This window comes from Brevundimonas naejangsanensis DSM 23858, assembly GCF_000421705.1.
Classification (GTDB): Bacteria; Pseudomonadota; Alphaproteobacteria; order Caulobacterales; family Caulobacteraceae; genus Brevundimonas; species Brevundimonas naejangsanensis.
The window spans coordinates 732,611-756,551 of record NZ_ATXN01000002.1 but is presented as its reverse complement, the minus strand read 5'-3'; the positions used below and the strand labels follow the sequence as shown (position 1 = coordinate 756,551).

Below are 23,941 nucleotides of genomic sequence, written 5' to 3'. Positions count from 1 at the left end.
ATGGCCCAGTGCCCCATTTGCCGTCGCGCCGAGACCGTCGCGGCCTATAAGCCGTTCTGCTCCAAGCGTTGCGCGGACATCGATCTGCAGCGTTGGTTCACCGGCGGCTACGCCATTCCGGCCGAAGAAGCGCACGATGATGAAAAAGATCGCGGAATTGAGTGAATTGGCGTCTGGACAGCCCGTCCGGGCTCGCCTATAGAGCCGCCTCTCGCGACGCAAAGCGACGCCTGGATAGCTCAGTTGGTAGAGCAGCGGATTGAAAATCCGCGTGTCGGTGGTTCGAATCCGCCTCCAGGCACCACTTTCCCCTCATTGATGAATATTCGCCTCGGTCCCGAAAAAGCCGAAAATTCATCACGGGCTTAAACTTTTCTTAACAATCGGTAACACTGCAAGTTTGTTGCCGTTCTGTGTCCTGAGCGTGCATTTTTTGTGCGCGGCGTGGCGAACAGCGTCCGGCCGGGGGTGAAAAGACATTTTCCGCCCTTGACGCTAAGATAGGGCTTCGCCAAAGGGACAGGACCGCATTCCTGCTTGCAGGCTGTGGGCGGCGAGATATTGTCTCTGTCGCCAGGTCCGCAGACGTTTCGGCGTTTGGAGGATTGCGGCGCCGACCGGCGGGGGAGAAATCCGGCGGGAGGAAAAGATTTCACTGTAAAGGCGCGGCCGACTGACGCGGTCGCCGTCTTGGGTTCCACGAGTCAGACCAAGCAGGAACTGGCGAAACATGCTCGATAAGAAGACGAATATCCTCCTCGCTATGGCCGGCGCAGCCGTCCTGATGGCGAGCTCGCCGGTTCTGGCGCAGGACGCAGCCGCTCCGGCCGCTCCGGCCGCCGCTTCGGCTCCCGCCGCTGCCGACGCCGCCGCTCCGGCCGCCGACGCCGCCGCCCCGGCTGCTGATGCAGCCGCCACCGAAGAAGCCGCCGCTGAAGGTCACGGCGGTGCGGGCCTGACCCCGATCGCCATGTTCATGATGGCGCACCCGGTCGTTAAGGTCGTGATGGCAGGTCTGATCCTGGCGTCGATCTTCTCCTGGACGCTGCTGCTCATCAAACTGGTCGAGTTCAGCTCGCTGGGCAAAAAGACCAACCGCTTCCTGGAAGAGTACCGCGGTGCTCGCACCCTGGCTGACATCCGTCGCCTGGCCACCTCGGAAGAGTTCGACGGCAACCCGCTGGCCGACATGGCCGCCGCCGCCACCGGCGAAGTGGAACTGTCGCGTCAAGCCGGCCTGGACGTCGCTGGCGTTCACCGCGGCTCGACGATCGACCGCGCGAACAACGCCATCGGCGCCGTTCAAGGTGGTCTGGGCATCCGTCTGTCGGGCGGCCAGCAGTTCCTGGCGTCGGTCGGTTCGGGCGGTCCGTTCATCGGTCTGTTCGGCACCGTGTACGGCATCATGAACTCGTTCATCGGCATCGCCGAGTCGAACACGACCAACCTGGCCGTCGTTGCTCCGGGTATCGCTGAAGCCCTGCTGGCCACCGGTATCGGCCTGTTCGCGGCTATCCCGGCGGTTATCTTCTATAACTACTTCAACACCCGCATCGCTTCGTACGGCGCTCGCGCCGACGGGTTCAACGCTGAGCTCATCAACTCGATCTCGCGTCAACTCGACAAGGGAGCGTAAGCCGAATGGCCGCCAAACTTTCCGGTTCCGGCGGCGGCAAGTACACCGTCGAGGCGAACAGCGAAATCAATGTCACGCCTTTCGTGGACATTATGCTCGTTCTCCTCATCATCTTCATGGTGGCGGCTCCGCTCGCCACCGTGTCGGTGCCGGTGACGCTTCCTCGCGCCGTCGCTCCGCCGGCCCAGAATCCGCCCAAGCCTGTCTTCATCTCCATCCAGAATGGCGGTGAAGTGTGGATCGGCGACTTCCGGACCTCGGTGGGCTCGTTGGGCGATGATCTGAAGGTCCAGATCGGAACACGTGACCCTGAGCAGGAGCGGATCTTCATCCGTGCTGACCAGCAAACGCGTTACGGGGACTTCATGCAGGTCATGAACGCCTTGCAGGATAATGGTTTCTACAGTGTCGCCCTGGTTGGCGAAGATCAGTCGTAAGGGGGCGTGACGCAAGCATGACTGCTGAACATCGCGAGCATCGCGACCCTCTGCTCGACGCTCCGAGAAAGAAAAAACTTTCGACGGGCGCAATGGTCGGAATCGGCATCTCTATCGCCGTTCACGTTCTTGCGGGTCTTTACCTCTACAAGAGCAAGTTCGAACTCCAGGAGTTCAACTATGTAGACGAGGCTGTAGATGTGGAGCTGATGGCGCCGCCGCCACCGCCTCCGCCTCCGCCGCCTCCGCCTCCGCCGCCGGACACGCCTCCGCCGCCGAAGCTTCAGGTGCGCGAGCCGGTCGTCAACACCTCGGCGCCTCCGCCGCCGGTGACCTTGCCGATCGAGCCGACGAAGAAGGAAGACCGCGTCGAATACACGGGCCCGCCCGTGATCGTCCCAGGTCCTCCGCCTCCGCCGGCGCCGCCCGCGCCGCCGCGTCCTTCGGTGATCACCAACCCGCAGTGGGCTCGCCCGCCGCGTCCGACCGAACGGGACTTCCCGCAGCGCGCTCTTGATCGCGGCGTGGGTGGTTCGGCCACGGTCGAATGTACGGTGACCCCGAGCGGTCGTCCTGAAGACTGCCGTGTCGTCTCGGAAGAGCCGTCGGGCATGGGCTTCGGCGCCGCAGCGGTCCGCATCGTCCAGCGCGGGCAACTTTCGCCCCGCACGGTCGATGGCGCTGCAACGAACGCCAAGTTCGTGGTCCGGGTGCCGTTTAACCTGGACTAAGCGAGCGATCGCACTGAACGAAAAGAAGCGCCTCGAGGTTTCGCCTCGGGGCGCTTTTTTCGTGGCACCAGCTGTTCAGGAACAGGGTTGCGCAACAGCGTCGGCGGCGAAGCGCGGCCTGGCGTCCTCTGGCGACGGATCGACCTGCCAGCTTGCTGGATAGACGGCAGATTGCGCTCACCTGACATGGAGCCGAGCGGACAGGCTGTGCATTATGAAGAGCGAATTGCTGTCTGGAGGCCCCATGTCCCACAAACCCATCCTCGTCGCTCTGGCCATTGGCGCGAGCGTTGTCGGCGCCGGCATCGGCGGCTGCGCCTATAATGAGGCGCTGGGCCGCAGCCAGTTCGTTCTGATGGACGACAGCGCCCTGATCCAGCAGTCGCAGGCAGCGTGGGCCGAGACCCTGCGGACGCAGAAGGTGTCGAACAACGCCGCCCAGAACGCGCGCGTTCGCCGCGTCGGCGATCGAATCGTCCAGGCGGCGAACCTGACCAATCGTCACTGGGACTATGCGTTGTTCGACGACGCCACGCCGAACGCCTTCGTCCTGCCGTCCGGCCATATGGGCGTGACGACGGGTCTGCTCGCCATCGCCAAGAACGACGACCAACTGGCGGCGGTGATCGGCCACGAGGTCGGCCACGTCGTCGCGCGCCATGCGGCCGAGCGGGCATCGACAACGCAGACGACGGGTCTGGTTCTGGGCGCCGTGCAGAGCCGGGCAGGGGATTATGGCCAGGCAGTGCAGGCTTTCGGCGGCCTGGGCGCGCAGTTGGGCGTGCTGCTACCCTTCTCGCGCAGTCATGAGCTGGAGGCGGATCGGCTGGGCGTCGATTACATGGCGGCGGCCGGTTACAAGCCGTCCGAGTCGTTGACGCTGTGGCGCGCGATGGCGGCCGGGCGGCAGTCGGGCACGCCGGAGTTCGCCTCGACCCACCCGTCGGATCAGACCCGGATCGCTCAGTTGCAGCAATATATCGCCAGCCGAGGTTGGAACTGACGGGGATAAAACATAAATTCTACGCGAGGGTGAAAAGGCCGCTTGCCCCCGACGGCGAGGCCCGCTAGAGAACCGCCCTCGCGCAGAGATGTGCAGCCTTAGCTCAGCTGGTTAGAGCGCCGGTTTGTGGAGCCGGAGGTCCTCAGTTCAATCCTGAGAGGCTGTACCATTCTCCTTCGAATCGCTTTCGCGATGCTCGAAGGAGAATAATGACGATGACGTCGCCGGCGTGGGACCCCCAGCAATACAATCGTTTTGAGCGCCAGCGCGATCGCGCGGCCATCGACCTGCTGTCGCATCTGCCGGACGATCTGGACCCGCATGAGGTCTGGGACATCGGCTGCGGCACGGGACAGCATGCGGCCCTGCTGAAACGACGCTGGCCCGCAGCGCGGGTGCATGGGCTGGATTCCAGCGCGGCGATGCTGGAACAGGCGCGCGGCCTGCCGGACGACGTGCGCTGGGTGCAGGGCGATCTGGAGCACTGGGCGCCGGATGCGCCGGTTGATCTTATCCTGGCCAACGCCTCGCTACAGTGGGCGCCGGACCATGCGGCCCTGTTCCGGCGGCTGGCGCAGACGCTGGCGCCGGGCGGCGTGCTGGCGGTGCAGATGCCGATGGCGTGGGAGACGCGCCATCACACCCTGATGCGTCAGACGGCGGCGGGCGGACCGTGGCGCGAGCGGCTGAGCGGCGTGGACACCATTCAGCCTCTGCTGGCGGCGGAGGCCTATTACGATGCGGCGGCGGATCTGTGCGAAGAGGTCGACATCTGGTCGACGACCTATCTGCATGTGCTGGAAGGCGATGACGCCGTGCTGGAGTGGATGAAGGGGACCGCCCTGCGGCCCTATCTCACCGCGCTTTGCGAAGACCCAGCCAGCCGCGACGCCTTCCTGTTGCGCCTGAGCCAGGTGTTGGGCCAGGCGTTTCCAAAACGTCCTGAGGGAAGGACTCTTCTGCCATTTCCTCGACTGTTTCTTCTGGCGCGTCGGAGCGGCGGCGCCGGTGCAGGGTCTCGACCGGGCCGTTGAGGCTGTCCAGGGCGGCGCGCGCGGCCTCATAGCCCGCGGCGACGCCGGGCTCATAGGCCTTCCAGTCACGGATATCGACGCCGTCGGAGGGCGGCAGGATCAGCAGGTCCGTCTCGGCGCGGGCCTGCATCCGCTCGGCCTCGCTCGACAGGGTGGCTGAGCGCATCAGGATGGAGACGATCGGCGGGCCGTGCTTCCAGGCCCCCGACAGGATCCAACGCCACCAGGAGGGGGGATTCTCCAGCGCCGAAGCGTCCACGCCGCGTGACTGAGACACGTCGACGCCCACGACCGGACCGCTGTTCAACCGGCGCATCACGTCGCTGGGGAAGTTGCGCAGAACGGCGCCGTCGACCAGCACCTGGCCGTTCATCACCACGGGCGGCATGACGCCGGGAATGGAGATGGAGGCACGCAGGGCGTGGCGCAGCGTGCCCTCGCGATGCACCTCCAGCCTGCCTGCGGTCAGATTGGTCGAGACGGCGAAGAAGGGCAGCAGCATGTCCTCCATCTGCACGTCGCCGAAGGCCTCCTTCATCAGCGCCTTGACCTTGCGCGCGTGGGTCATGGCGATAATGGGCGGGGCGATGTCGGCCAGGGGATCGGACAGGACGAAGGCCTGGCGGATGTGGTGCTCCAGTTCTTCGTCGGACCAGCCGAGAGCGGGACCGGCGCCGATGACCGCCCCCATTGAGGCGCCGCCGATGAAATCGATGGGCGTGCCGGCCTCGCGCAGGGCCTTCAGCGCGCCGATGTGGGCGTAGGCGCGCGCGCCGCCGCCGGACAGCACCACCCCGACGGAGGAGCCGGTGATCAGCCGGGCGATCCGCGCGGTGTCTTCAAACAGGCCCTCGACCGCGTGGAACCAGCGGCCGGGCTTCAGCACGTCCAGCCAGGCGCGGGTGTTGCTGGGACGCGGCATCCGGGGATCGCGCAGCAGGATCAGGTCGGTGCGTTGGCCCGCATCGTCCCACTCGTCGGCCACGGGCGGGGCGAGGGGCGGGGGGCAGTCGGCGGCGCCGACCAGGAACAGCCGGTCGACCTGACGCGCGCACAGGGCGGCCCAGTTCGGCTCGTCCGCCTCGGCGACATAGAGGACATAGTCGTGGGCGTCCTCGACCCGCGAAAACCACTCGGCGGCGGATGACAGGGCCGAACTGTCGATGACGTGGCAGGTGGCGCCCTGAGCCTCGACTGCGCGGGCGACGCGCTCGACGAAGGCGCGGATCGGCTTGTCGCGGGCCGAGACGAAGCCGAAGACGTTGGGCTCGGTCCCGCCGCCGCGCTCACGCGCCCGGGTCAGCATGATCTGGCCCAACTCCGACATCAGCAGGGGATCGTTGCGCGCGGCGTCGAAGAAGGCCTCGCGCGGCAGGGCCAGCACGTCGCTGTCGCGCAGAGCGACAACGTCCGACATGTGCGAGGTCCCCGCCAGCATGGCCAGTTCGCCGACCGGCTCGCCGGGCTTGATGACCGCGATCATCTGGGGGGTGCGGCCGTCGTCGCGACGGAAGACGCCCAGCCGCCCGGCGCGCAGCAGATAGAGGGTGTCGGCGCGGTCGCCGGCGGAAAACAGCCGCTCGCCCCGCGTCAGGGCGAACCAGCTGGCGCGGCTGTCCTGCGCGTCCTCGAAGGCGCGGGTCAGGGCGGCGGCGAGGGTGTCCGGTCGAAGCGGGGCCATGGGAAGGAGATATAGCCGATTTCGTCTTCGGTGAACCGAACGGCTTCCCCCCGGCGCGGAAGCCTCCTAAACCTTAGGCATGCCCAAGCTGATTTCCGCCGTCGATCGCAACAGTCCTGCTTTCAAAACGCTGGATGCGCACAATCGCGCCCTGCGGGACGTGCTTTATGAAAAGGTCGCCAAGGCGGCGCGGGGCGGATCGGACGCCAGCCGCGAGCGCCATGTGGCGCGCGGAAAGCTGTTGCCGAGGGATCGGGTCGAGCGGTTGCTGGATCCGGGCTCGCCGTTTCTGGAGGTGGGCCAGTTGGCCGCCGATGGGATGTATCGGGACGAAGCGCCGGGCGCCGGGATGATCTGCGGCGTCGGCCGGGTGTCGGGCCGCGAGGTGATGATCGTCGCCAACGACCCGACGGTGAAGGGCGGCGCCTACTTCCCGGTGACGGTGAAGAAGCACCTGCGGGCGCAGGAGATCGCCGAGCAGAACAACCTCCCGTGCGTCTATCTGGTCGATTCCGGCGGGGCCAACCTGCCGCACCAGGCGGAGGTCTTTCCTGATCGCGATCACTTCGGCCGCATCTTCTTCAACCAGGCGCGGATGAGCGCCCGGTCTATCCCCCAGATCGCCTGCGTCATGGGCAGTTGCACGGCGGGCGGCGCCTATGTGCCGGCCATGTCGGACGAGACGGTGATCGTCCGCAATCAGGGCACCATCTTCCTGGCTGGGCCGCCGCTGGTGAAGGCCGCGACCGGCGAAGTCATCTCGGCCGAGGAGCTGGGCGGGGCCGAGACCCACGGCCGCAGGTCCGGCGTGGTCGACCATGTGGCCGAGAACGACGAGCACGCGCTGGAGATCGTGCGCTCCATCGTCGCCAACCTGAACACTGCCAAGCCCCAGCCGCTGGACGTGCGCGAGCCGCGCGCCCCCGCTTACGATCCGGCTGAGCTGTACGGCATCATCCCCGAGGATGTCCGGGCCCCCTATGACGTGCGCGAGGTCATCGCCCGTATCGTCGACGGCTCGGAGATGGACGAGTTCAAGGCATTGTACGGCACGTCGCTGGTGTGCGGCTTCGCTCGCATCTGGGGGCAGCCGGTCGCGATCCTGGCCAACAACGGCGTGCTGTTCTCCGAGAGCGCCCAGAAGGGCGCGCACTTCATCGAACTGGCCTGCAAACGCAAGATTCCGCTGCTCTTCCTGCAGAACATCTCGGGCTTCATGGTCGGCGGCAAATATGAAGCCGAGGGCATCGCCAAGCACGGCGCCAAGCTGGTGACGGCCGTCGCCTCGGCCGAGGTGCCCAAGTTCACCGTCCTGATCGGCGGGTCGTTCGGGGCCGGCAACTACGGCATGTGCGGCCGGGCCTATTCCCCGCGCTTCCTGTTCACCTGGCCCAACAGCCGCATCAGCGTGATGGGCGGCGAGCAGGCGGCCAGCGTCCTGGCCACCGTTCACCGCGACGCAGAGACCTGGACGCCGGAAGAGGCCGAGGCCTTCAAGGCGCCGATCCGTCAGAAGTACGAGGACGAGGGGAACCCCTACTACGCCACGGCTCGCCTGTGGGACGACGGCGTCATCGATCCGGCCCAGACCCGCGACGTGCTGGGTCTGGCCATCAGCGCCAGCCTGAACGCACCCATCCCTGAGACGACCTTCGGCGTATTCCGGATGTAACTGGCGAAAGCCTGCACCAAAGCACTGCTGCCGCGTTTCAGTCCGGCAAGGAGCCTATCATGACCGACCAGAAGCCCACCGAAGACGACCTCAACGCCCTGGACATCACCGACGCCGAGGCGGCGGAGATGAACGCCATCGCCCATCCCTTCGTCGCTGACCCAGCGCCGGATGCGAACGATGACCTGGTGCAGATCGACGCCACGGCCGACGGCGTGGTCTTCGTCACCATCAACCGGCCGCAGAAGAAGAACGCCTTCGACGCCGCCACCATCGCCGCCCTGTATGAAGCGTTCGAGACGTTGCAGGGCGCTGACCGGGTCCGCGTGGTCTTCATCCGCGGCGCGGGCGGGACGTTCAGCGCGGGCGCCGACCTGAACTGGATGCGCGACGCGGCCGACTGGTCCGAAAGCGACAACCGCGACGACGCCATGGGCCTGGCGAAGATGCTGAAGGCCCTGCACGACGTGCCGGCGCTGACGGTGGCTCTGGTCGAGGGCGCGGCCATGGGCGGCGGTGCGGGCATCGTCGCCGCCTGCGACATGGCCGTGGCGGTCGAAGGGACGCGCTTCGCCTTCTCCGAGGTCAAGCTGGGCCTGATCCCCGCGACCATCGCCCCCTATGTCATCGAGGCGGTCGGCGCGCGCCGCGCGCGCCAGCTATTCCTGACGGCCAACATCTTCGACGCCGATTACGCCGCTCATGCGGGGCTGATCGACATGGTCCTGCCTGAAGGTTCGGTGGACGAGTTCATCTCCATGCTGACGGACAGCCTGTCGGCCAATGCGCCGGGCGCGATGGGCGACGCCAAGCGTCTGGTCAACGATGTGGCGGGCGAAGAGATCGACAACCGCCTGCTGGAAGAGACCGCCAAGCGCATCGCCCGCGCCCGCGTCTCGGCCGAGGGCCAGGAGGGCGTGCGCGCCTTCCTCGACAAACGCGCGCCGAGCTGGGCGCAATAAGGTAGCCGAATGTTCAAGTCCGTCCTGGTCGCCAATCGCGGCGAGATCGCCTGCCGTGTCTTCCGCACCGCTCGCCGCATGGGCCTGCGCACCATCGCCGTCTATTCCGAGGCTGACGCCAACGCCCTGCACATGCGTGAGGCGGACGAGGCGGTGCTGATCGGCCCGGCGGCGGCGCGCGAATCCTATCTGGATGCGGCCAGGGTGCTGGCGGCGGCCAAGGCGACGGGGGCGGAGGCCATCCACCCCGGCTACGGCTTCCTGTCCGAGAACGCCGACTTCGCCGAGGCCGTGTCGGCGGAAGGCATCGTCTGGATCGGCCCCAAGCCGTCCTCGATCCGCGCCATGGGGCTGAAGGACGCGGCCAAGAAGCTGATGATCGAGGCGGGCGTGCCCGTCACGCCCGGCTATCAGGGCGAGGACCAGTCGCTGGAGACCCTGACGGCCGAGGCGAACCGCATCGGCTTCCCCGTCCTGATCAAGGCGGTCGCGGGCGGCGGCGGCAAGGGGATGCGCAAGGTCGATAGGACTGAGGACTTCGCCGAAGGTCTGGCCTCAGCGCAGCGTGAGGGGCAGTCGTCCTTCGGCGACCCGCGCGTCCTGATCGAGAGCTACATCACCCGTCCGCGCCACATCGAGGTGCAGGTCTTCGGCGACAGCCACGGCAACGTCGTCCACCTGCATGAACGCGACTGCTCGCTGCAGCGCCGCCACCAGAAGGTGATCGAGGAAGCCCCGGCGCCCGGCATGGATCAGGCCACGCGCGACGCCGTCACCGCGGCCGCCGTGCGCGCCGCCAAGGCCGTGGACTATCAGGGCGCGGGCACCATCGAGTTCATCGCCGACGCCTCCGACGGACTGAAGGCTGACCGCATCTGGTTCATGGAGATGAACACCCGACTGCAGGTCGAGCACCCGGTGACGGAGGCCATCACCGGCGTCGATCTGGTGGAATGGCAACTGCGCGTCGCGGCGGGCGAGCCCATTCCGCTGGCGCAGGCCGACATCCCGATGAAGGGCTGGGCCATGGAGGCCCGCCTCTACGCCGAAGACCCGGCCAACGGCTTCCTGCCATCCATCGGGCGGCTGGATCACTTCGTCATGCCCGACGACATCCGCGTCGACACCGGCGTGATGCAGGGCGGCGAGGTCAGCCAGTTCTACGACCCGATGATCGCCAAGCTGATCGTCCATGAAGACACCCGCGAAGCCGCCGCCGCCCGCCTGGCCGACGCCTGCCGCGAGGTAGAAGTCTGGCCGGTGAAGACCAACGCGGGCTTCATGGCGCGCTGTCTGGATCACCGGCGCTTCGTCGAGGGTGACGTGGACACCGGCTTCATCGCAGCGGAGGAGAGCGCGCTGATCGCGGCGTCCGCTTCGGAAGCAGTCTTAGCAGGAGCCGCTGCTCTGCTCGACGGTCTTGCCCGCGATGACGACCGGGCGTTCTGGGGAAGTGGGCCTTTCGACCCGTGGACGCCGACCCCGGACGGCATATTCGGGTTCCGCGCCAATAGCTCGCCTGGGGCTAAGGTGCGGGTCTATTCGGCGGATGCGGCATCGGACTTCGTATTTTCGTCTAGGCCGGATTGGAATTGGAACGTGAGCGCGGGCGCTACCTCGTTGGTCACTGACGTGCAATGGGGGGGGCGTGGCAAGGGAGCCTCCGTGATGTTCGACGGTCGGCCTGCCGCCTCGATCATATCGGTTGAAGATGACGTCGTCGTTTTCCGCGCCGGGGAAGTTTCGCGGGTGTCGCTGTGCCGACCGACAACGGCCACAGTAGGCGCCGCCTCGGACGGCGGCCTGCGCGCGCCCATGCCGGGCAAGATCGTCGCGGCGCCCGCCAAGGCCGGCGACGCCGTGACCAAGGGCCAACCCGTCGTGGTGCTGGAAGCCATGAAGATGGAGCACGCCCTGACCGCGCCCTTCGACGGCGTGGTGGCCGAGTTCAACGTCGCTGTCGGTGATCAGGTCGTGGACGGCGCGGTTCTGGCTGTGGTGAAGGCGGCGGACTAAACCGCCGCTGATCCGGCGGACGCCGGGAGTTGGCCCGAGCAAGTTTGTCGAGCGCCGCGTGCGGGGCTCTCACTGGGTCCCGGCGTCCGCCGGGATGAACGGAGTAGAGGCGGCGTTTCATGCCCCTGCACATGATCAAGCTCTGCGTCGGCGTGTCGGACGTCGAGACGCTGGAGGCGAACGCCGCCCGGTCCGACTGGCGCATCGTTCACACCCGCATGACGCCCAAGCGCGCCGCCGAGATCGAAGACGGCGGCTCCCTTTATTGGGTGATGAAGGGCGTAGTGACCTGCCGTCAGCGCATTCTGGACATCACCACCGTGGGCGAGGGCAAGGCCAGCCGGTGTGAAATCAAGCTGGACAGCCAGGTCATCCGCACCGCGCCGCTGGCCCGGCGGCCGTTTCAGGGTTGGCGTTATTTCGACAAGGACGTGCCGCCGGACCTGTCGGTGGCCGAGCCGACGGACCTGCCGCCCGAACTGGCGCGGGAGTTGCGCGAACTGGGCGCCTGGTAGGCGCCCGAAACACACGGAAAATCGATTGACGCGCGCATGGGCGCGTGGCTGTTGCGGCCTCCGATGACCCACGCTCTGTTCAGCTTCAAAACACGCGCCACCCTGTCCGAGCTGCTGAAGCTGGCCTGGCCGGTCGTTATGGCGCGTCTGGGCATCATGACGATGGGGCTGACGGACGCCATCGTCGTCGGCCACTACGCCAGCCGCGAGCTGGCCTTCCACTCCCTGGCATGGGCGCCGTCCTCGGTCGTGCTGACCACGGCGGTCGGCCTGATGATGGGGGTGCAGGTCATGACCGCCCGCCTGCTGGGCGAGGGCAGGGGCGACGAGGTCGGCGCCGTCCTGAGGCGCGGGATGACCTATTCGCTGCAGATCGGTCTGGTCTCGATGATCGGCCTGCTGCTGCTCGGGCCGTTCGGACTGGTTCACATGGGGCTGGAGGATGGTCTGGGCGAGGGCGCGACGCCCGCCCTGATGGTCTTCGCCCTGTCGATGCCCGCCTATCTGATTTCGGTCTGCGCCCAGTTCTTCCTTGAGGGACTGCACAGGCCCAAGGCGGGCATGGTCGCCATGTGGGTGGCCAATGCGGTCAATCTGGCGCTGAACCTGCTGCTGGTGCCGGACCTGCTGGGCATCGGCCTGCATGGCGCGGTGGCCTCGGCCTGGGCGACGTTCGGCGCGCGCACGGCGCTGGCGATCTTTCTGGTCGTCTTCATCCTGCGCCTGCCCGAGGCGCGGGCCTGGGGCGTGTTCAAGAAGCCCAAACGCGACAAGGCGGTCGAGAGCCAGCAGATGAAGGTCGGGCTGGGCGCGGGCGCGTCGAACTTCATCGAGGTCGGCGCATTCGCCGCCATGACCCTGTTCGCCGGTCAGCTGGGCGCCGCCCAGACCGCCAGTTGGGCGGTCGTGATCAACATCTCGGCCATAGTCTTCATGGTGCCGATGGGGCTTTCGTCCGCGACGGCGGTGCTGGTCGGTCGCAGCTATGGCGCGGCGGACAAGGCGGGCGTGATGCGCGGCGGTCTGGCCGGCATCGGCGTGGTGACGGTGCTGGCCTTCATCATCGCTCTGATCATCTGGCCGTCGGCGCGGCTGATCGTCGGCGCCTATACGACCGACCCGGCGATCCTCGCCATTGCGGCTCCGGCGCTGGTGCTGGCGACGCTGTTCTTCGTCGCCGACGCCATGCAGGTGGTCGCCGCACAGGCCAACCGTGCGGCAGGCGACGTGGTGTGGCCGACGCTGATGCACCTGTTGTCCTATGGCCTGATCATGATCCCGCTGGGCTGGTTCCTGGCGCACCGGATCGGGGTGGACGGACTGGTCTGGTCGGTGATCGTCGCCAGCCTGATCTCGGGCGCGCTGCTGACCGGGCGCTTCGTGCGCATCGCGCGGCGGCTGACGTAGATTTCTCCCTCCCCTTCATGGGGAGGGCGGTCGCAAAGCTACCGGGTGGGGAGAGCCAGGTGACGGAACGCGCTTGGTTTGCCTTGCCGCCCCCACCCGGCCTCGCCCTTCAGGCTCAGCCACCCTCCCCATGAAGGGGAGGGAGAAGGCTAAAGGTGACGGCGCCCATTTCGCCCTCTATATCCGACGCCTCCCTGTCAGACGTTGGAACATCATGGCCCGCATCCTCATCACCTCGGCGCTGCCCTACATCAACGGCATCAAGCACCTTGGGAATCTGGCCGGGTCGATGCTGCCCGCCGATGTGTGGGCGCGTTTCATGCGGGCGAGGGGGCATGATGTCCTCTATGTCTGCGCCACCGATGAACACGGCACCCCGGCAGAACTGGCCGCCGCCGCCGCCGGTCAGGACGTGCGCGCCTATTGCGATGAGCAGCACGAGGTGCAGCGCCGCGCGGGCGAAGCCTTCAGCCTGTCGTTCGACGTGTTCGGCCGCAGCTCCAACTCGCCGAACACCCGCCTGACCCAGCATTTCGCCAAGGTGCTGGAGGAGCGCGGCCTGATCGAGGAGCGCGTCGACCGGATGATCTATTCGATCGACGACGCCCGCTTCCTGCCCGACCGCTACGTCGAGGGGACCTGTCCGCACTGCGCCTATGAGAAGGCGCGCGGGGACCAGTGCGACAACTGCGGCCGCCTGCTGGATCCGACCGATCTGATCAATCCCTACTCGGCGGTGTCGGGCAGCCGCAATCTGGAGGTCCGCGACACGCGCCACCTCTATCTGCTGCAGACCAAGGTGGCCGACGATGTGCGCGCCTGGGTCGACGCCCGCTCGCCCCAGTGGCAGCCGCTGGCCCGCTCCATCGCCTATAAGCACCTGGATGAAGGCCTGATCGACCGGGGCATCACCCGCGACCTGAAATGGGGCGTGCCGGTCGTCGGTCCTGACGGCGGGCCGCGTCCGGGCATGGAGGGCAAGGTCTTTTACGTCTGGTTCGACGCGCCCATCGAATACATCGGCGCAACCGAGGAATGGGCCGACAAGACCGGCGGAAACTGGCGCTCGTGGTGGCGTCTGGACGAGGGCGCCGAGGACGTGCGCTACGTTCAGTTCATGGGCAAGGACAACGTCGCCTTTCACACCGTCAGCTTCCCATCGACCATCCTCGGCTCAGGCGAGCCGTGGAAGACAGTGGACCAGCTGAAGGCCTTCAACTGGCTGAACTGGTACGGCGGAAAGTTCTCGACCAGCATGGGTCGGGGCGTCTTCATGGATCAGGCGCTGGAGCTGCTGCCCGCCGACTACTGGCGCTGGCACCTGACAGCCTATGGGCCGGAACATTCCGACGCGGCCTTCACCTGGGAGCAGTTCCAGTCGACGACGAACAAGGACCTGGCCGACGTGCTGGGCAACTTCGTCAACCGCATCGTCAAGTTCACCGAGTCCAAGTTCGACGGCGTGCTGCCGGCCGAAGGCGAGGCCGGGCCGCTGGAGAGCAAGCTGGCCGCCGACATCAAGGCCGGGCTGGACGAACTGACCGCCGAGTTCGAGGCCATGGAGTTCCGCAAGGCGGCCCAGGCCGCGCGCGCCCTGTGGGCCTTGGGCAATGAGTATCTGCAGGTCGCCGCGCCGTGGACGGCGCTGAAGACCGACCGTGAGCGCGCCGCCGTCGGGGTCCGCACCGGCCTGAACCTGGTCGCCCTGTTCGCCCGGATCACCGCCCCCTTCATGCCCGAGGCGGCGGCCCGCATCGCCGCGACCGTGGGCGCGACCGACCTGTCCTGGCCGGACGCGCCGGTCGATCTGCTGAACGCCCTGCCGACGGGGCAGGCCGTAGCCTCTGCCCAGGTGCTGTTCGCCAAGATCGAGGACGCTCAGGTCGCCGAATGGACCGAACGCTTCGGCGGCGCTGAGGGGTAAGGGCCTTAACGACCAAGGCATGCAATAAAGAAAAGGCCCGGATCGCTCCGGGCCTTTTTTGTTTCAGGGCGCAGGCGGCGCGGGCTCGACCGTCTGCGGCGGCGGGGCGCCCCGCTCTCGACCGCCGGGCAGGGCGTGGGGCGTATGTGAGTTTGCGCCCTTGCCGCCCTGACGCAGATGTTTGGCTTCTTCCTCCGCGCCGATCGCCAGGAAGGCCGGGGCCGAGGCGTTGAACTGTTCCGTATGGCCGGTGCGCACGATCACCGAACGGCCGCCGTCCCAGATCATGTGCAGCGCGACGTACAGCACGATCGCCAGGCCGACATAGGCGATCCAGCGATAACGGTTGAGCAGCTTGGCGATGAAGGTGGCCGCCAGACCCATCAGGGCGATCGACAGGATCAGGCCGAACACCATGATCCACGGGTGATCATGGCTGGCGCCCGCCACGGCCAGCACATTGTCCAGCGACATGGTCAGGTCAGCGATCATGATCTGGATCAGGGCGGCGCCGAAGGTCTTGCGCTTCAGGCCCATTTCCTCGGGCGAGGGGCCGCCGCCGTGTTCGATGGCCATGGCGCGCTCGATCTCGGCTTCGGCTTCGGCCTGATCGTGGGTGGCCTGTTCGCGCAGCTCACGCCACATCTTCCAGCAGACCCACAGAAGCAGGAAGCCGCCCGCCAGCAACAGGCCGACGATGGCCAACAGCTGGACGGTGATCAGCGCCAGACCGATGCGCATGACGACGGCGGCGGCCAGGCCGACCAGGATGGCCTTGCGGCGCTGTTCCTGCGGCAGGGCGGCGGCGGCCAGGCCGACGGCGACAGCGTTGTCGCCGGCCAGCACCAGGTCGATCATCAGCACCTTGCCGAGGGCGGAGGCCTGACTGATCAGTTCGGGATTGGAGAGGAAGTCCATGCCGCACTCATAAAGCCCGACGGGACCCGCGCCAAGACGCCGCAGGGGCGAAGTGGCGCGGGGGGTGTGTCCCTAGCTTGCGCGCCCCTGAGCCCGCGCGGCTTCATAAAGGGCGATGGCCGCGGCGTTGGAGACGTTCAGGCTCTCGAAACCGCCGGGCATGGGGATGCGGGCCATCGCTTCGCAGTGCTCGGCCACCAGGCGGCGCACGCCGTCGCCTTCCGAACCCATGACGATGACGGTCGGACGGGGGTCCAGCGCCTGTTCCAGCGTCAGGTCCGAGCCGCCGTCCATGCCGATGGCGCGCCAGCCGTGATCGGCCAGCTTTTCCAGCGCGCGGCTGAGATTCGTGACGCGGGCGCAGGGCAGGCGCTCGGTCGCGCCGGCCGAGGCCTTGGCTAGGGCGCCGGCGAGGGCGGGAGAGTGGCGGTCCTGCACGACGATGCCGCGCGCGCCGAAGGCCAGGGCCGAGCGGAAGATGGCGCCGACGTTCTGAGGGTCGGTCAGTTGATCCAGCATGACGATGACGCCCTCAGCCGGTTCGGCCAGGTCTTCCAGATCGACGCCCTCCAGCGGCTGGACCTTGAAGGCCATGCCCTGGTGCACGGCCCCGGCGGGCAGCATCCGGCCAAGGGCGACCGAATCGACCACTTCAATTCGGTGGCCGTTCGCCAGATTCTCGCGCTGAATCTCCTCGGCGCGGTCTTCCGTGACCATCAGACGGCCCGTTCCGCGCCGCGCCGGATTCGCCAAAGCGGCCAGAACCGGGTGGCGTCCCCAAAGAAAATTATCGGCGTCCGGGCGCGATCGGGCGGGTCTGCGCTCGTTTTCGCCGGAGCTGCGTCCTTGCGGGGCGGGGGGTTGAGCCCGATTTGGGCGTGTTTCGTCCCTCTTGTGGAAAGATTGTTTTTTACCGGTTTTCCGGTCGTTGCGTTCTCGAAATGACGACACTATAAGACGGCCTCCGATTTGGGCCCCAGGGCTTTCGGTTCAGGCGCTTCCTCTACTGCAGGCGTCGCCCGACAGCGAAGGCTTTCGTCGCGAAATGATCGAAAGATTGTTTCCGGCGTTTCCAGACCGGCATTGACATAAGGCGCGCTGGGGGAATGTCCCGAGCGGCAAAGGGGGCGGACTGTAAATCCGCTGCGTAAGCTTCGCAGGTTCGAGTCCTGCTTCCCCCACCACGCGCCTTCAATGCCCGCCGGGCCGGGAGTCCAGAAAGGAATCGGGTGCGGAAACGTCGCTCTTCAAACGAAGGGCGGTGCAGCCGCATTCTTCGCGCGGGTATAGCACAATGGTAGTGCAGCAGCCTTCCAAGCTGAATATGCGGGTTCGATTCCCGCTACCCGCTCCAGGTTTTATGAACTGAGCACAGCGCCCCTCCGTTCCGGACCCGGGCCACAGGAGTTTGGCCATGGCCAAGGAAAAGTTCGAACGCACCAAGCCGCACGTGAACATCGGCACGATCGGTCACGTTGACCACGGCAAGACGACGCTGACGGCGGCGATCTCGATGACGCTGGCGAAGGCCGGCGGCAGCAAGGCGATGAACTACGCCGACATCGACAACGCGCCGGAAGAAAAAGCGCGCGGCATCACGATCAACACGTCGCACGTGGAATATGAGACGGCGAACCGTCACTACGCGCACGTGGACTGCCCGGGCCACGCCGACTACGTGAAGAACATGATCACGGGCGCCGCCCAGATGGACGGCGCGATCCTGGTGTGCTCGGCCGCTGACGGCCCGATGCCGCAGACCCGCGAGCACATCCTGCTGTCGCGTCAGGTCGGCGTTCCGGCCCTGGTGGTGTTCCTGAACAAGGTCGACATGGTCGACGACGAGGAACTGCTGGAGCTGGTCGAAATGGAAGTGCGCGAGCTGCTCAGCTCGTACCAGTTCCCGGGCGACGACATCCCGGTCGTGAAGGGCTCGGCCCTGGCCGCCGTCGAAGACCGCGACCCGCAGATCGGCGAAGAGCGCATCCTGGAGCTGATGGCGGCGGTCGACAGCTACATCCCGCAACCGGAACGCCCGATCGACATGCCGTTCCTGATGCCGGTCGAAGACGTGTTCTCGATCTCGGGCCGCGGCACCGTGGTGACGGGTCGCGTCGAGCGCGGCATCGTCAAGGTCGGTGAAGAAGTCGAAATCGTCGGCATCCGTCCGGTTCAGAAGACGACCTGCACGGGCGTCGAAATGTTCCGCAAGCTGCTGGACCAGGGCCAGGCGGGCGACAACGTGGGCGTGCTGCTGCGCGGCACCAAGCGTGAAGACGTCGAGCGCGGCCAGGTGCTGTGCAAGCCGGGTTCGATCACCCCGCACACCAAGTTCGTGGCTGAAGCCTACATCCTGAACAAGGAAGAAGGCGGCCGTCACACGCCGTTCTTCACGAACTACCGCCCGCAGTTCTACTTCCGCACGACGGACGTGACCGGCATCGTGCGCCTGAAGGAAGGCGTGGAAATGATCATGCCGGGCGACAACGCCGAGCTGGACGTCGAGCTGATCACGCCGATCGCGATGGAAGAGAAGCTGCGCTTCGCCATCCGCGAAGGCGGCCGCACCGTCGGCGCCGGCGTCGTGGCGAAAATCGTCGAGTAATATCGACGTCAGAATGAGCGAGGGCCTCGGCCCTCGCTGGTTCGCCAGTAACGAGTAAGCGTAAGCGTACCGGCCTCAAGCAGCCCGAAAGGGCGTTAGGCCGCAGTAATGGCCTCAAGCAGCCCGCAAGGGCGTTAGGCCAAGAGTAAAGCGTAACAGAGCGGCCCCTGGAGCGATCCGGGGGCCGTTTTGCATTCAGTTGTTCGGCTCGCCTGTCGCCGGGTCGGTTTCGGTGCGGCCGGAGTTGCTGCTGCCTTCGGCGCCTTTCGGTTCGGTCGCGGGGCGCGGCGGATGACCGGCCTTGTCTGGGCGCTGGTTCTCGTTCTCGGTTTCGCGTGCCTTGGGGCGGGGCGTTGTCATGAGGGACCTCCTGCTGAAGACAATGCCGGGGGCGACAAGAGGCTCCGTTTCTGCGCCAACGCGACTGCGCGCTAACCCCGCCTCAAGAGCTTGGCCTTATCAGGCAGGGATGGAACGGGACTTGCTTTGATCGTTCCGAAGGGAGCGTCATGTCGGGACCACTATCAGTCGAAATCCGCAGCCTGGACGAGCTGACGCCCGATGAGGGCGCACAGTGGAATGGCTGGGCGCGCGCGGATCCCGACCTGAGCAGCCCCTATTTCCGTTGGGAGTTCGCGCGCACGGCGGGGGCGATCTGTCCCGGCTCGGCCGTGGCTGTCTTCAAACGGGACGGTCGCGTCGTCGGATATTATCCGCATCAGCGCCGGGGCGGGACGATCCAGCCGCTGGCGGCGCCGATGAACGACTATCACGGGGTCATCGGTCCCAAGAATCAGAAGCCCTCGATGCAGGAAGCGGCGCGCCTGCTGGGCGCACCGCGCTTCGCCGCCGCCGCCTGGATCGGCGAAGCGCCGGAACAGATGCCTCGCCATCACAGCGTCGTCTCGGTCGTGCCGGATGAGGGCGGCTTCGACGCCTGGTACGCGCGGCGCAGGAAAGCCTTTCCGAAATACTTCAAGGACAAGGAGCGTTCGCGGCGGGGGCTGGACGGCGCCTTCAAGACGGTAGAGATCGAGATCGGCCTCCACGATCACGCTCTGCTGGAGCGGCTGATCATCGAAAAGAGCGAGCAGTATCGCCGCACCGGGCTGCATGACATTTTCGCCTGCGGCTGGACCGGTCAGGTCCTGCACGCCCTGATGGACTGCGAGGGCGAAGACGGTTTCGGCGCGTCGATGGCGGTGCTGCGTGTCGATGGCCGCGTGGTGGCGATGGAATATTCCATGCACGCGGGACGTCATTTCCACCTGTGGTTCCCGGTCTATAATCAGGAAGTCGCGCGCTGGTCGCCGGGCATAGTGCTGACGCAGGAGACGATCCGGCTGGGGTCCGAACGGGGTTACCGGATCTTCGACTACGGCGTCGGCGTAGGCGGCTACTACAAGAAATACTACGATGACGGCGGCCTGGTGACTGTCGAAGGCGTCGTGGCCCGGCCCGGCGTGTCCAGGGCCCTGTGCGCCACGATGAGCGCCGCTGTCGGCCTGGCGGGCCGTGAGCGGGCGCAGCGTCTGCGCACCAGTACGCGGCGCCGCTGGGCCGTGATCGAGGCGTGTGAAACGAGTTTGACGGGCCGAGCTTCGGGGGCGTTGCGCGCCGCCGTCGACATGGTGCGGAAATAGAGGGCGGCCGGACAGGCCGGTAGAGGAGGAAACGGAATGACGGCTTCCATGACGCGTTATGCGGGTCCGATCAGCCAGGCGGCAGTCCATGCTCATACCCTGGTCGCCAACGGCTTCGCCGAGGATCAGGCGCTGGCCGAAGTGCTGGACCGGTATCCGGCGGATCTGTTCGACATCAACCTCTACGACTACGACGACGAAGGGCAGGTCAGCCTGCGCACGGGCGCTCGCGGGCGGCTGAACGGGGCGGAACTGCTGGAGGCGATCCAGCAGGGCCGGTTGTGGGTCAATATGCGCGACGTCGAGCGCGGCTGGCCCGAGCTGTGGCAGGCGACAATGGCCGAGTTCGACCGGATCATGGGCGATGCCTATCCGGGCCTGAAGGCGGTCAGCCGCAATGGTCAGCTGATCCTGTCGTCGCCGAAGGCTCGTGTGCCCTATCATTTCGACGCGTCGGGGGTGATCCTGTTCCACATGCGCGGCCGCAAGCGGCTGTTCGTCTTTCCGGGCGATGAGGCGCATCTGCCTGAGCGCAGCATGGAGCAGGTGATCGCGCGGCAGACGACCGAGGAAATCCCCTATGTCCGCGCCTTTGAACAGGACGCCCGGGCGATCGACCTGGAACCCGGCCAGGCGCTGACCTGGCCCTTCTTTGCGCCGCATCGGGTGGAGAATCTGGATCGGTTCTGCGTCTCCCTGTCGGTCGACTTCCAGACCTGGAGTTCGCGACTGAGACGAGGCGCTCTCTATACCAACGCCGTGCTGCGCAGCCGGGGAGGGGCGCCCCGTTCGACCGATCAGATGGGAACGCCTGAACTGGCCGCCCGCTGGGCGGCGTCGGTGTTGCTGAAGAAGACCGGCGCCCTGAAGAGCCGCCTGGAGAACTTCGAGCGTGACTTCGTGCCTGAGGCGGGCGCCGTGGACGGCGCCGGGCGACTGAACGCCGAGCCGGCGGGGGGCCAAGGTTAAAAGGGGTTCATGACCTCGATTTAAACTGACTTTGCGGCGTGGGGCCCTCAGTTTCGTCTGGACACAGAGACAGGGAGAGCTCGCTGATGAAACCCGCCGCTATCGCCGCTGCCTTGGGATCCGCCCTGGCCGCATCCGCCGTTCTGGCGGCTCCGGCGTTCGCCGCCGAAGTGACCATCCGCAATGCGGTGGCGCGTGTGATCGTCATTCCGGAAGACCGGGCGGATGTCGGGGTGGAGATCACCCAGGGCTCAGCCGATCTGCCGGAACTGCGTATCGAGCGACGCGGCGATCAGGTGCGCATCGACGGAGGCCTGGGTCGTTCGCGCGGCATGGGCTTCAACAGCGGCCTGATCGGTTCGTGCAACAACGGCCGGGCTGACGCTCGCCAGCCCGGCGACGGCGCCACGGTCGAGGTGCGGGGCAAGGGACGAATCCGGATGGAGGATGCGCCGATGATCGTCCTGCGCACGCCGCGCGACGTGGACGTTAACGGGGGAGGGGCTGTGTTCGGCTCCATCGGACGCGGCGCCCGCTCGGTCGATCTTGGCTCTGGCGGCTGCGGCTCATGGACTGTGGCCAACGTCGACGGCGACGTCGATCTGTCGGTCGGCGGCTCGGGCAGCATCCGCGCCGGGACCTCCCGCAATCTGGAGGCATCGGTCGGCGGCTCCGGATCGGTCTTGGCGGGGGCGACAGGCAGGCTGGAGGCCAATGTCGGCGGCTCGGGCAGTATTGAAGTGGCCCGGGTGGATGGTGAAACCGAAATCGCCATCGGCGGCTCCGGCGGGGTGCGGGTGCGCGCAGGGCGCGCTCCGTCGCTCAAGGTGTCGATCGGCGGCTCGGGCGATGTCCGCTTCGAGGGAACGGCCGGCGATGTTTCAGCGGCCATCGCCGGTTCGGGCGATGTCCGGGTGGCTGAGGCGACCGGCCGGGTGTCGCGCTCGATCGTCGGATCAGGAGACCTGCGTATCGGCCGCTGACGCCGCGCGAGGTTTCTAAGGAAAAGGCCCGGGAGCGTGGAACCCTCCGGGCCTTTTTTCACGTCCTCAGTCGGGTGCGAGCCAAACAAAAACCCCGGCGGATCGCTCCGCCGGGGTTTCGTCGTTCCATGCGGCCCTTGCGGACCGCGCAGACGTCTTAGTGGCCGAACAGGGCGGCGACGCCGTTGTGCGTGCGGCCCAGGTTGGCACCGGCTTGGTCGCGGGCTTGCAGACCGCCGCCGAAGCTGTAGCGCATGCCGATCTTGAAGACGTTGGCGTCGACGTCCAGGTCCGAGGACTTGACGTAGTCGTAGCCGCCGAAGACCGAGTACGGCGAGTTGGCGAACTGATACTCGGCAGCCACGCCAGCCGACCAGGCGTCCACGTCGCCGGCGCCGATGAAGATGTTGTCGGCGTCGACGTTGGTGTAGGCGGCGCCGCCGCTCAGGCGCAGTTGCGGCGTGGCGTAGAAGGCGGCGTCGCCGGCCACGGTCCAGATGTCGGCGTCAGCAGCCGTGCCGTACGAGACGACGCCCGTCAGGGTGGCGCGGTCCAGGTACTTCTGGCCTTCCAGGCCGAAGGTGTTCAGCGTGGTCGCGCCCAGTTCCGAAGCGCCGTAGAAGCCGCCGAAGCGCATGTCTTCGACCTTCTTCGACAGGTGGACGGCGCCGGCCAGGGTGGTTTCGTCGCCACCGTGCTTGACGTCGGTATAGGCGGCTTCAGCGTTGAAGGTCACGGTCCAGTCGCCGAACACCGACGAGGCGACGGTGCCGTCGATGACGCCGCGGTTCACGTCCGTGCCGTCCACGTCGGCGTAGTTATAGGCGATGCCGGCCGAGCCGATGGCGTCTTGGGCGAAGGCGGGAGCAGCGATCAGGGTCGCGGCGGCGACCGAAGCGAGAAAGACGGTTTTCATTTTTTTGTCCTTATGTACTGCCGCCGGGAAGCTGAGCCGCCCGGCGATGGGCAAGACATAGGTCGCAGTTTCGCCCTTTGCCGTAACAAACATGTCATGGCCTCGTCACATCGGGGGCGATGTTGCCCAAAAGTGACGCATTGAGGCATAAGTGCGTCAGTATACGGCGAGCATTGCGGCGGCGCCTTTCCGGCGCGTTCATATGGCCGCTTTCCGGCCGTAGTCCCTAACAATCAGCCCGTGTTATGTTGCGCCGCATCGTTTCTGGGGGCAGCGCGGGCGGTGAGTCGCAAACCCTGACGGGGCGGGGATTTCCACGCTTGACGGAAACGGAATCGGAGGGCATAAGCGCCCCTCTTGTTGGACCGGCTGTGTACTTTCGGGTGCAGACGCGGTCCGCAGGAACGACCTAAGTTACTGTTCTTTGCAGCTTCTTGGGAACTTACGGCCTTCGCGGGGGACTGCGTGGGCCGCTCGTTTTTGCGGATTTGCGTTTCCTGGGGATGAGTTTTCGTCTCGGGGCTTCGGTCTTTGAAATGGTTCACAGGGACGCGGCTCCGGCCGCATGGGAATAACAACCGATATGGATCAAAGCATCCGCATCAGGCTCAAGGCCTTCGATCATCGCGTCCTCGACTTTTCGACGCGCGAAATCGTCAACACCGCCAAGCGCACGGGCGCGACCGTTCGTGGTCCGATCCCGCTGCCGACCCTGATCGAAAAGTTCACCGTGAACCGCTCGCCGCACGTCGACAAGAAGTCGCGTGAGCAGTTTGAAATCCGCACGCACAAACGCGTGCTCGACATCGTCGACCCCACCCCGCAGACCGTGGACGCGCTCATGAAGCTCGACCTGTCCGCTGGCGTGGACGTCGAGATCAAGATCTAA

Annotated in this window: 21 protein-coding genes, 4 tRNA genes and 1 pseudogene; 21 read left to right on the top strand and 5 right to left on the bottom strand. The window is 66.4% G+C overall.

Annotation, left to right across the window (positions count from 1 at the left end):
* From H556_RS15995 to H556_RS16615, 8 genes and pseudogenes are all read left to right on the top strand, one after another.
* A complete protein-coding gene (locus H556_RS15995; protein WP_081650871.1) occupies positions 1-165 on the top strand; it encodes a DNA gyrase inhibitor YacG in 165 nt (54 codons plus the stop codon).
* Positions 166-228: 63 nt separating this feature from the next.
* A tRNA-Phe gene (locus tag H556_RS0103895) sits at positions 229-304 on the top strand.
* Between the two features lie 426 nt (positions 305-730).
* Positions 731-1,636: a MotA/TolQ/ExbB proton channel family protein gene (locus H556_RS0103890; protein WP_024353190.1), complete on the top strand. Its 906-nt coding sequence runs from the start codon at positions 731-733 to the stop codon at positions 1,634-1,636.
* Positions 1,637-1,641: 5 nt separating this feature from the next.
* On the top strand, positions 1,642-2,073 hold the full coding sequence (locus tag H556_RS0103885) for an ExbD/TolR family protein (protein WP_024353189.1): 432 nt from the start codon (positions 1,642-1,644) through the stop codon (positions 2,071-2,073).
* Positions 2,074-2,090: 17 nt separating this feature from the next.
* Entirely contained in the window at positions 2,091-2,804 is a 714-nt protein-coding gene (locus tag H556_RS0103880; RefSeq protein ID WP_024353188.1) for an energy transducer TonB, read from the top strand.
* A gap of 244 nt (positions 2,805-3,048) precedes the next feature.
* A complete protein-coding gene (locus H556_RS0103875; RefSeq protein ID WP_024353187.1) occupies positions 3,049-3,807 on the top strand; it encodes a M48 family metallopeptidase in 759 nt (252 codons plus the stop codon).
* Positions 3,808-3,899: 92 nt separating this feature from the next.
* Positions 3,900-3,976, top strand: a tRNA-His gene (locus H556_RS0103870).
* Positions 3,977-4,016: 40 nt separating this feature from the next.
* Positions 4,017-4,421 (top strand): annotated as a pseudogene (locus H556_RS16615) (methyltransferase domain-containing protein); the annotation flags it as partial.
* Between the two features lie 241 nt (positions 4,422-4,662).
* Here the strand turns inward: H556_RS16615 and H556_RS0103865 are convergent.
* Complete coding sequence (locus tag H556_RS0103865; protein WP_024353186.1) at positions 4,663-6,522, bottom strand: patatin-like phospholipase family protein; 1,860 nt, start codon at positions 6,520-6,522, stop codon at positions 4,663-4,665.
* Between the two features lie 79 nt (positions 6,523-6,601).
* Between H556_RS0103865 and H556_RS0103860 the strand changes: the two genes are divergently transcribed.
* The 6 genes from H556_RS0103860 (at position 6,602) to metG (ending at position 15,018) form a co-directional block, all read left to right on the top strand.
* Positions 6,602-8,194 (top strand): carboxyl transferase domain-containing protein, encoded by a 1,593-nt coding sequence (locus H556_RS0103860; RefSeq protein ID WP_024353185.1) that lies wholly within the window; start codon positions 6,602-6,604, stop codon positions 8,192-8,194.
* Positions 8,195-8,253: 59 nt separating this feature from the next.
* Positions 8,254-9,156 carry an enoyl-CoA hydratase-related protein gene (locus H556_RS0103855; RefSeq protein WP_024353184.1) on the top strand — a complete coding sequence of 301 codons (903 nt, stop codon included), beginning with the start codon at positions 8,254-8,256 and terminating at the stop codon, positions 9,154-9,156.
* Positions 9,157-9,165: 9 nt separating this feature from the next.
* Positions 9,166-11,172, top strand: a complete 2,007-nt coding sequence (locus H556_RS0103850) for an acetyl/propionyl/methylcrotonyl-CoA carboxylase subunit alpha (RefSeq protein ID WP_024353183.1) — start codon at positions 9,166-9,168, stop codon at positions 11,170-11,172.
* A gap of 119 nt (positions 11,173-11,291) precedes the next feature.
* Positions 11,292-11,687 (top strand): DUF1489 family protein, encoded by a 396-nt coding sequence (locus H556_RS0103845; protein WP_024353182.1) that lies wholly within the window; start codon positions 11,292-11,294, stop codon positions 11,685-11,687.
* Between the two features lie 63 nt (positions 11,688-11,750).
* On the top strand, positions 11,751-13,094 hold the full coding sequence (locus H556_RS0103840) for an MATE family efflux transporter (protein WP_035302782.1): 1,344 nt from the start codon (positions 11,751-11,753) through the stop codon (positions 13,092-13,094).
* Between the two features lie 214 nt (positions 13,095-13,308).
* The gene (gene metG, locus H556_RS0103835; protein ID WP_024353180.1) at positions 13,309-15,018 is read left to right on the top strand and encodes a methionine--tRNA ligase; all 1,710 of its coding nucleotides are present in this window, start codon (positions 13,309-13,311) and stop codon (positions 15,016-15,018) included.
* A 63-nt stretch (positions 15,019-15,081) separates the two neighbouring features.
* Here metG and H556_RS0103830 read toward each other — a convergent pair whose 3' ends face one another.
* Positions 15,082-15,936, bottom strand: coding sequence for a TerC family protein (locus H556_RS0103830; RefSeq protein WP_024353179.1), 855 nt, complete (start codon positions 15,934-15,936; stop codon positions 15,082-15,084).
* Between the two features lie 72 nt (positions 15,937-16,008).
* A complete protein-coding gene (rlmB, locus tag H556_RS15550) occupies positions 16,009-16,887 on the bottom strand; it encodes a 23S rRNA (guanosine(2251)-2'-O)-methyltransferase RlmB (protein WP_029673177.1) in 879 nt (292 codons plus the stop codon).
* 149 nt (positions 16,888-17,036) lie between these two features.
* Between rlmB and H556_RS0103820 the strand changes: the two genes are divergently transcribed.
* The 3 genes from H556_RS0103820 to tuf all read left to right on the top strand — a co-directional run bounded on the left by H556_RS0103820 (position 17,037) and on the right by tuf (position 18,541).
* A tRNA-Tyr gene (locus H556_RS0103820) sits at positions 17,037-17,120 on the top strand.
* A gap of 96 nt (positions 17,121-17,216) precedes the next feature.
* Positions 17,217-17,290: transfer RNA gene (locus H556_RS0103815), tRNA-Gly, on the top strand.
* Positions 17,291-17,350: 60 nt separating this feature from the next.
* Positions 17,351-18,541 carry an elongation factor Tu gene (gene tuf, locus H556_RS0103810; protein ID WP_024353177.1) on the top strand — a complete coding sequence of 397 codons (1,191 nt, stop codon included), beginning with the start codon at positions 17,351-17,353 and terminating at the stop codon, positions 18,539-18,541.
* A gap of 195 nt (positions 18,542-18,736) precedes the next feature.
* Here tuf and H556_RS16445 read toward each other — a convergent pair whose 3' ends face one another.
* On the bottom strand, positions 18,737-18,901 hold the full coding sequence (locus H556_RS16445) for a hypothetical protein (protein WP_169469163.1): 165 nt from the start codon (positions 18,899-18,901) through the stop codon (positions 18,737-18,739).
* A gap of 149 nt (positions 18,902-19,050) precedes the next feature.
* On the opposite strand from H556_RS16445, the gene H556_RS0103800 reads away from it, so the two are divergent.
* The 3 genes from H556_RS0103800 (at position 19,051) to H556_RS0103790 (ending at position 22,136) form a co-directional block, all read left to right on the top strand.
* Positions 19,051-20,184 carry a GNAT family N-acetyltransferase gene (locus tag H556_RS0103800; RefSeq protein WP_024353176.1) on the top strand — a complete coding sequence of 378 codons (1,134 nt, stop codon included), beginning with the start codon at positions 19,051-19,053 and terminating at the stop codon, positions 20,182-20,184.
* 36 nt (positions 20,185-20,220) lie between these two features.
* Positions 20,221-21,153, top strand: coding sequence for a cupin-like domain-containing protein (locus tag H556_RS0103795; RefSeq protein ID WP_024353175.1), 933 nt, complete (start codon positions 20,221-20,223; stop codon positions 21,151-21,153).
* Between the two features lie 86 nt (positions 21,154-21,239).
* Positions 21,240-22,136 (top strand): GIN domain-containing protein, encoded by an 897-nt coding sequence (locus tag H556_RS0103790; RefSeq protein ID WP_024353174.1) that lies wholly within the window; start codon positions 21,240-21,242, stop codon positions 22,134-22,136.
* Positions 22,137-22,293: 157 nt separating this feature from the next.
* Here the strand turns inward: H556_RS0103790 and H556_RS0103785 are convergent, their stop codons facing one another.
* Positions 22,294-23,052: an outer membrane protein gene (locus H556_RS0103785; protein ID WP_024353173.1), complete on the bottom strand. Its 759-nt coding sequence runs from the start codon at positions 23,050-23,052 to the stop codon at positions 22,294-22,296.
* A gap of 583 nt (positions 23,053-23,635) precedes the next feature.
* On the opposite strand from H556_RS0103785, the gene rpsJ reads away from it, so the two are divergent.
* Positions 23,636-23,941 carry a 30S ribosomal protein S10 gene (rpsJ, locus tag H556_RS0103780; protein WP_003164367.1) on the top strand — a complete coding sequence of 102 codons (306 nt, stop codon included), beginning with the start codon at positions 23,636-23,638 and terminating at the stop codon, positions 23,939-23,941.

Bases quoted from the DNA above. Each gene is read 5' to 3' on its own strand.
- H556_RS15995 (WP_081650871.1), top strand. From the start codon at position 1: ATGGCCCAGTGCCCCATTTGCCGTCGCGCCGAGACCGTCGCGGCCTAT.
- H556_RS0103890 (WP_024353190.1), top strand. From the start codon at position 731: ATGCTCGATAAGAAGACGAATATCCTCCTCGCTATGGCCGGCGCAGCC.
- H556_RS0103885 (WP_024353189.1), top strand. From the start codon at position 1,642: ATGGCCGCCAAACTTTCCGGTTCCGGCGGCGGCAAGTACACCGTCGAG.
- H556_RS0103880 (WP_024353188.1), top strand. From the start codon at position 2,091: ATGACTGCTGAACATCGCGAGCATCGCGACCCTCTGCTCGACGCTCCG.
- H556_RS0103875 (WP_024353187.1), top strand. From the start codon at position 3,049: ATGTCCCACAAACCCATCCTCGTCGCTCTGGCCATTGGCGCGAGCGTT.
- H556_RS0103865 (WP_024353186.1), bottom strand. From the start codon at position 6,522: ATGGCCCCGCTTCGACCGGACACCCTCGCCGCCGCCCTGACCCGCGCC.
- H556_RS0103860 (WP_024353185.1), top strand. From the start codon at position 6,602: ATGCCCAAGCTGATTTCCGCCGTCGATCGCAACAGTCCTGCTTTCAAA.
- H556_RS0103855 (WP_024353184.1), top strand. From the start codon at position 8,254: ATGACCGACCAGAAGCCCACCGAAGACGACCTCAACGCCCTGGACATC.
- H556_RS0103850 (WP_024353183.1), top strand. From the start codon at position 9,166: ATGTTCAAGTCCGTCCTGGTCGCCAATCGCGGCGAGATCGCCTGCCGT.
- H556_RS0103845 (WP_024353182.1), top strand. From the start codon at position 11,292: ATGCCCCTGCACATGATCAAGCTCTGCGTCGGCGTGTCGGACGTCGAG.
- H556_RS0103840 (WP_035302782.1), top strand. From the start codon at position 11,751: ATGACCCACGCTCTGTTCAGCTTCAAAACACGCGCCACCCTGTCCGAG.
- metG (WP_024353180.1), top strand. From the start codon at position 13,309: ATGGCCCGCATCCTCATCACCTCGGCGCTGCCCTACATCAACGGCATC.
- H556_RS0103830 (WP_024353179.1), bottom strand. From the start codon at position 15,936: ATGGACTTCCTCTCCAATCCCGAACTGATCAGTCAGGCCTCCGCCCTC.
- tuf (WP_024353177.1), top strand. From the start codon at position 17,351: ATGGCCAAGGAAAAGTTCGAACGCACCAAGCCGCACGTGAACATCGGC.
- H556_RS16445 (WP_169469163.1), bottom strand. From the start codon at position 18,901: ATGACAACGCCCCGCCCCAAGGCACGCGAAACCGAGAACGAGAACCAG.
- H556_RS0103800 (WP_024353176.1), top strand. From the start codon at position 19,051: ATGTCGGGACCACTATCAGTCGAAATCCGCAGCCTGGACGAGCTGACG.
- H556_RS0103795 (WP_024353175.1), top strand. From the start codon at position 20,221: ATGACGGCTTCCATGACGCGTTATGCGGGTCCGATCAGCCAGGCGGCA.
- H556_RS0103790 (WP_024353174.1), top strand. From the start codon at position 21,240: ATGAAACCCGCCGCTATCGCCGCTGCCTTGGGATCCGCCCTGGCCGCA.
- H556_RS0103785 (WP_024353173.1), bottom strand. From the start codon at position 23,052: ATGAAAACCGTCTTTCTCGCTTCGGTCGCCGCCGCGACCCTGATCGCT.
- rpsJ (WP_003164367.1), top strand. From the start codon at position 23,636: ATGGATCAAAGCATCCGCATCAGGCTCAAGGCCTTCGATCATCGCGTC.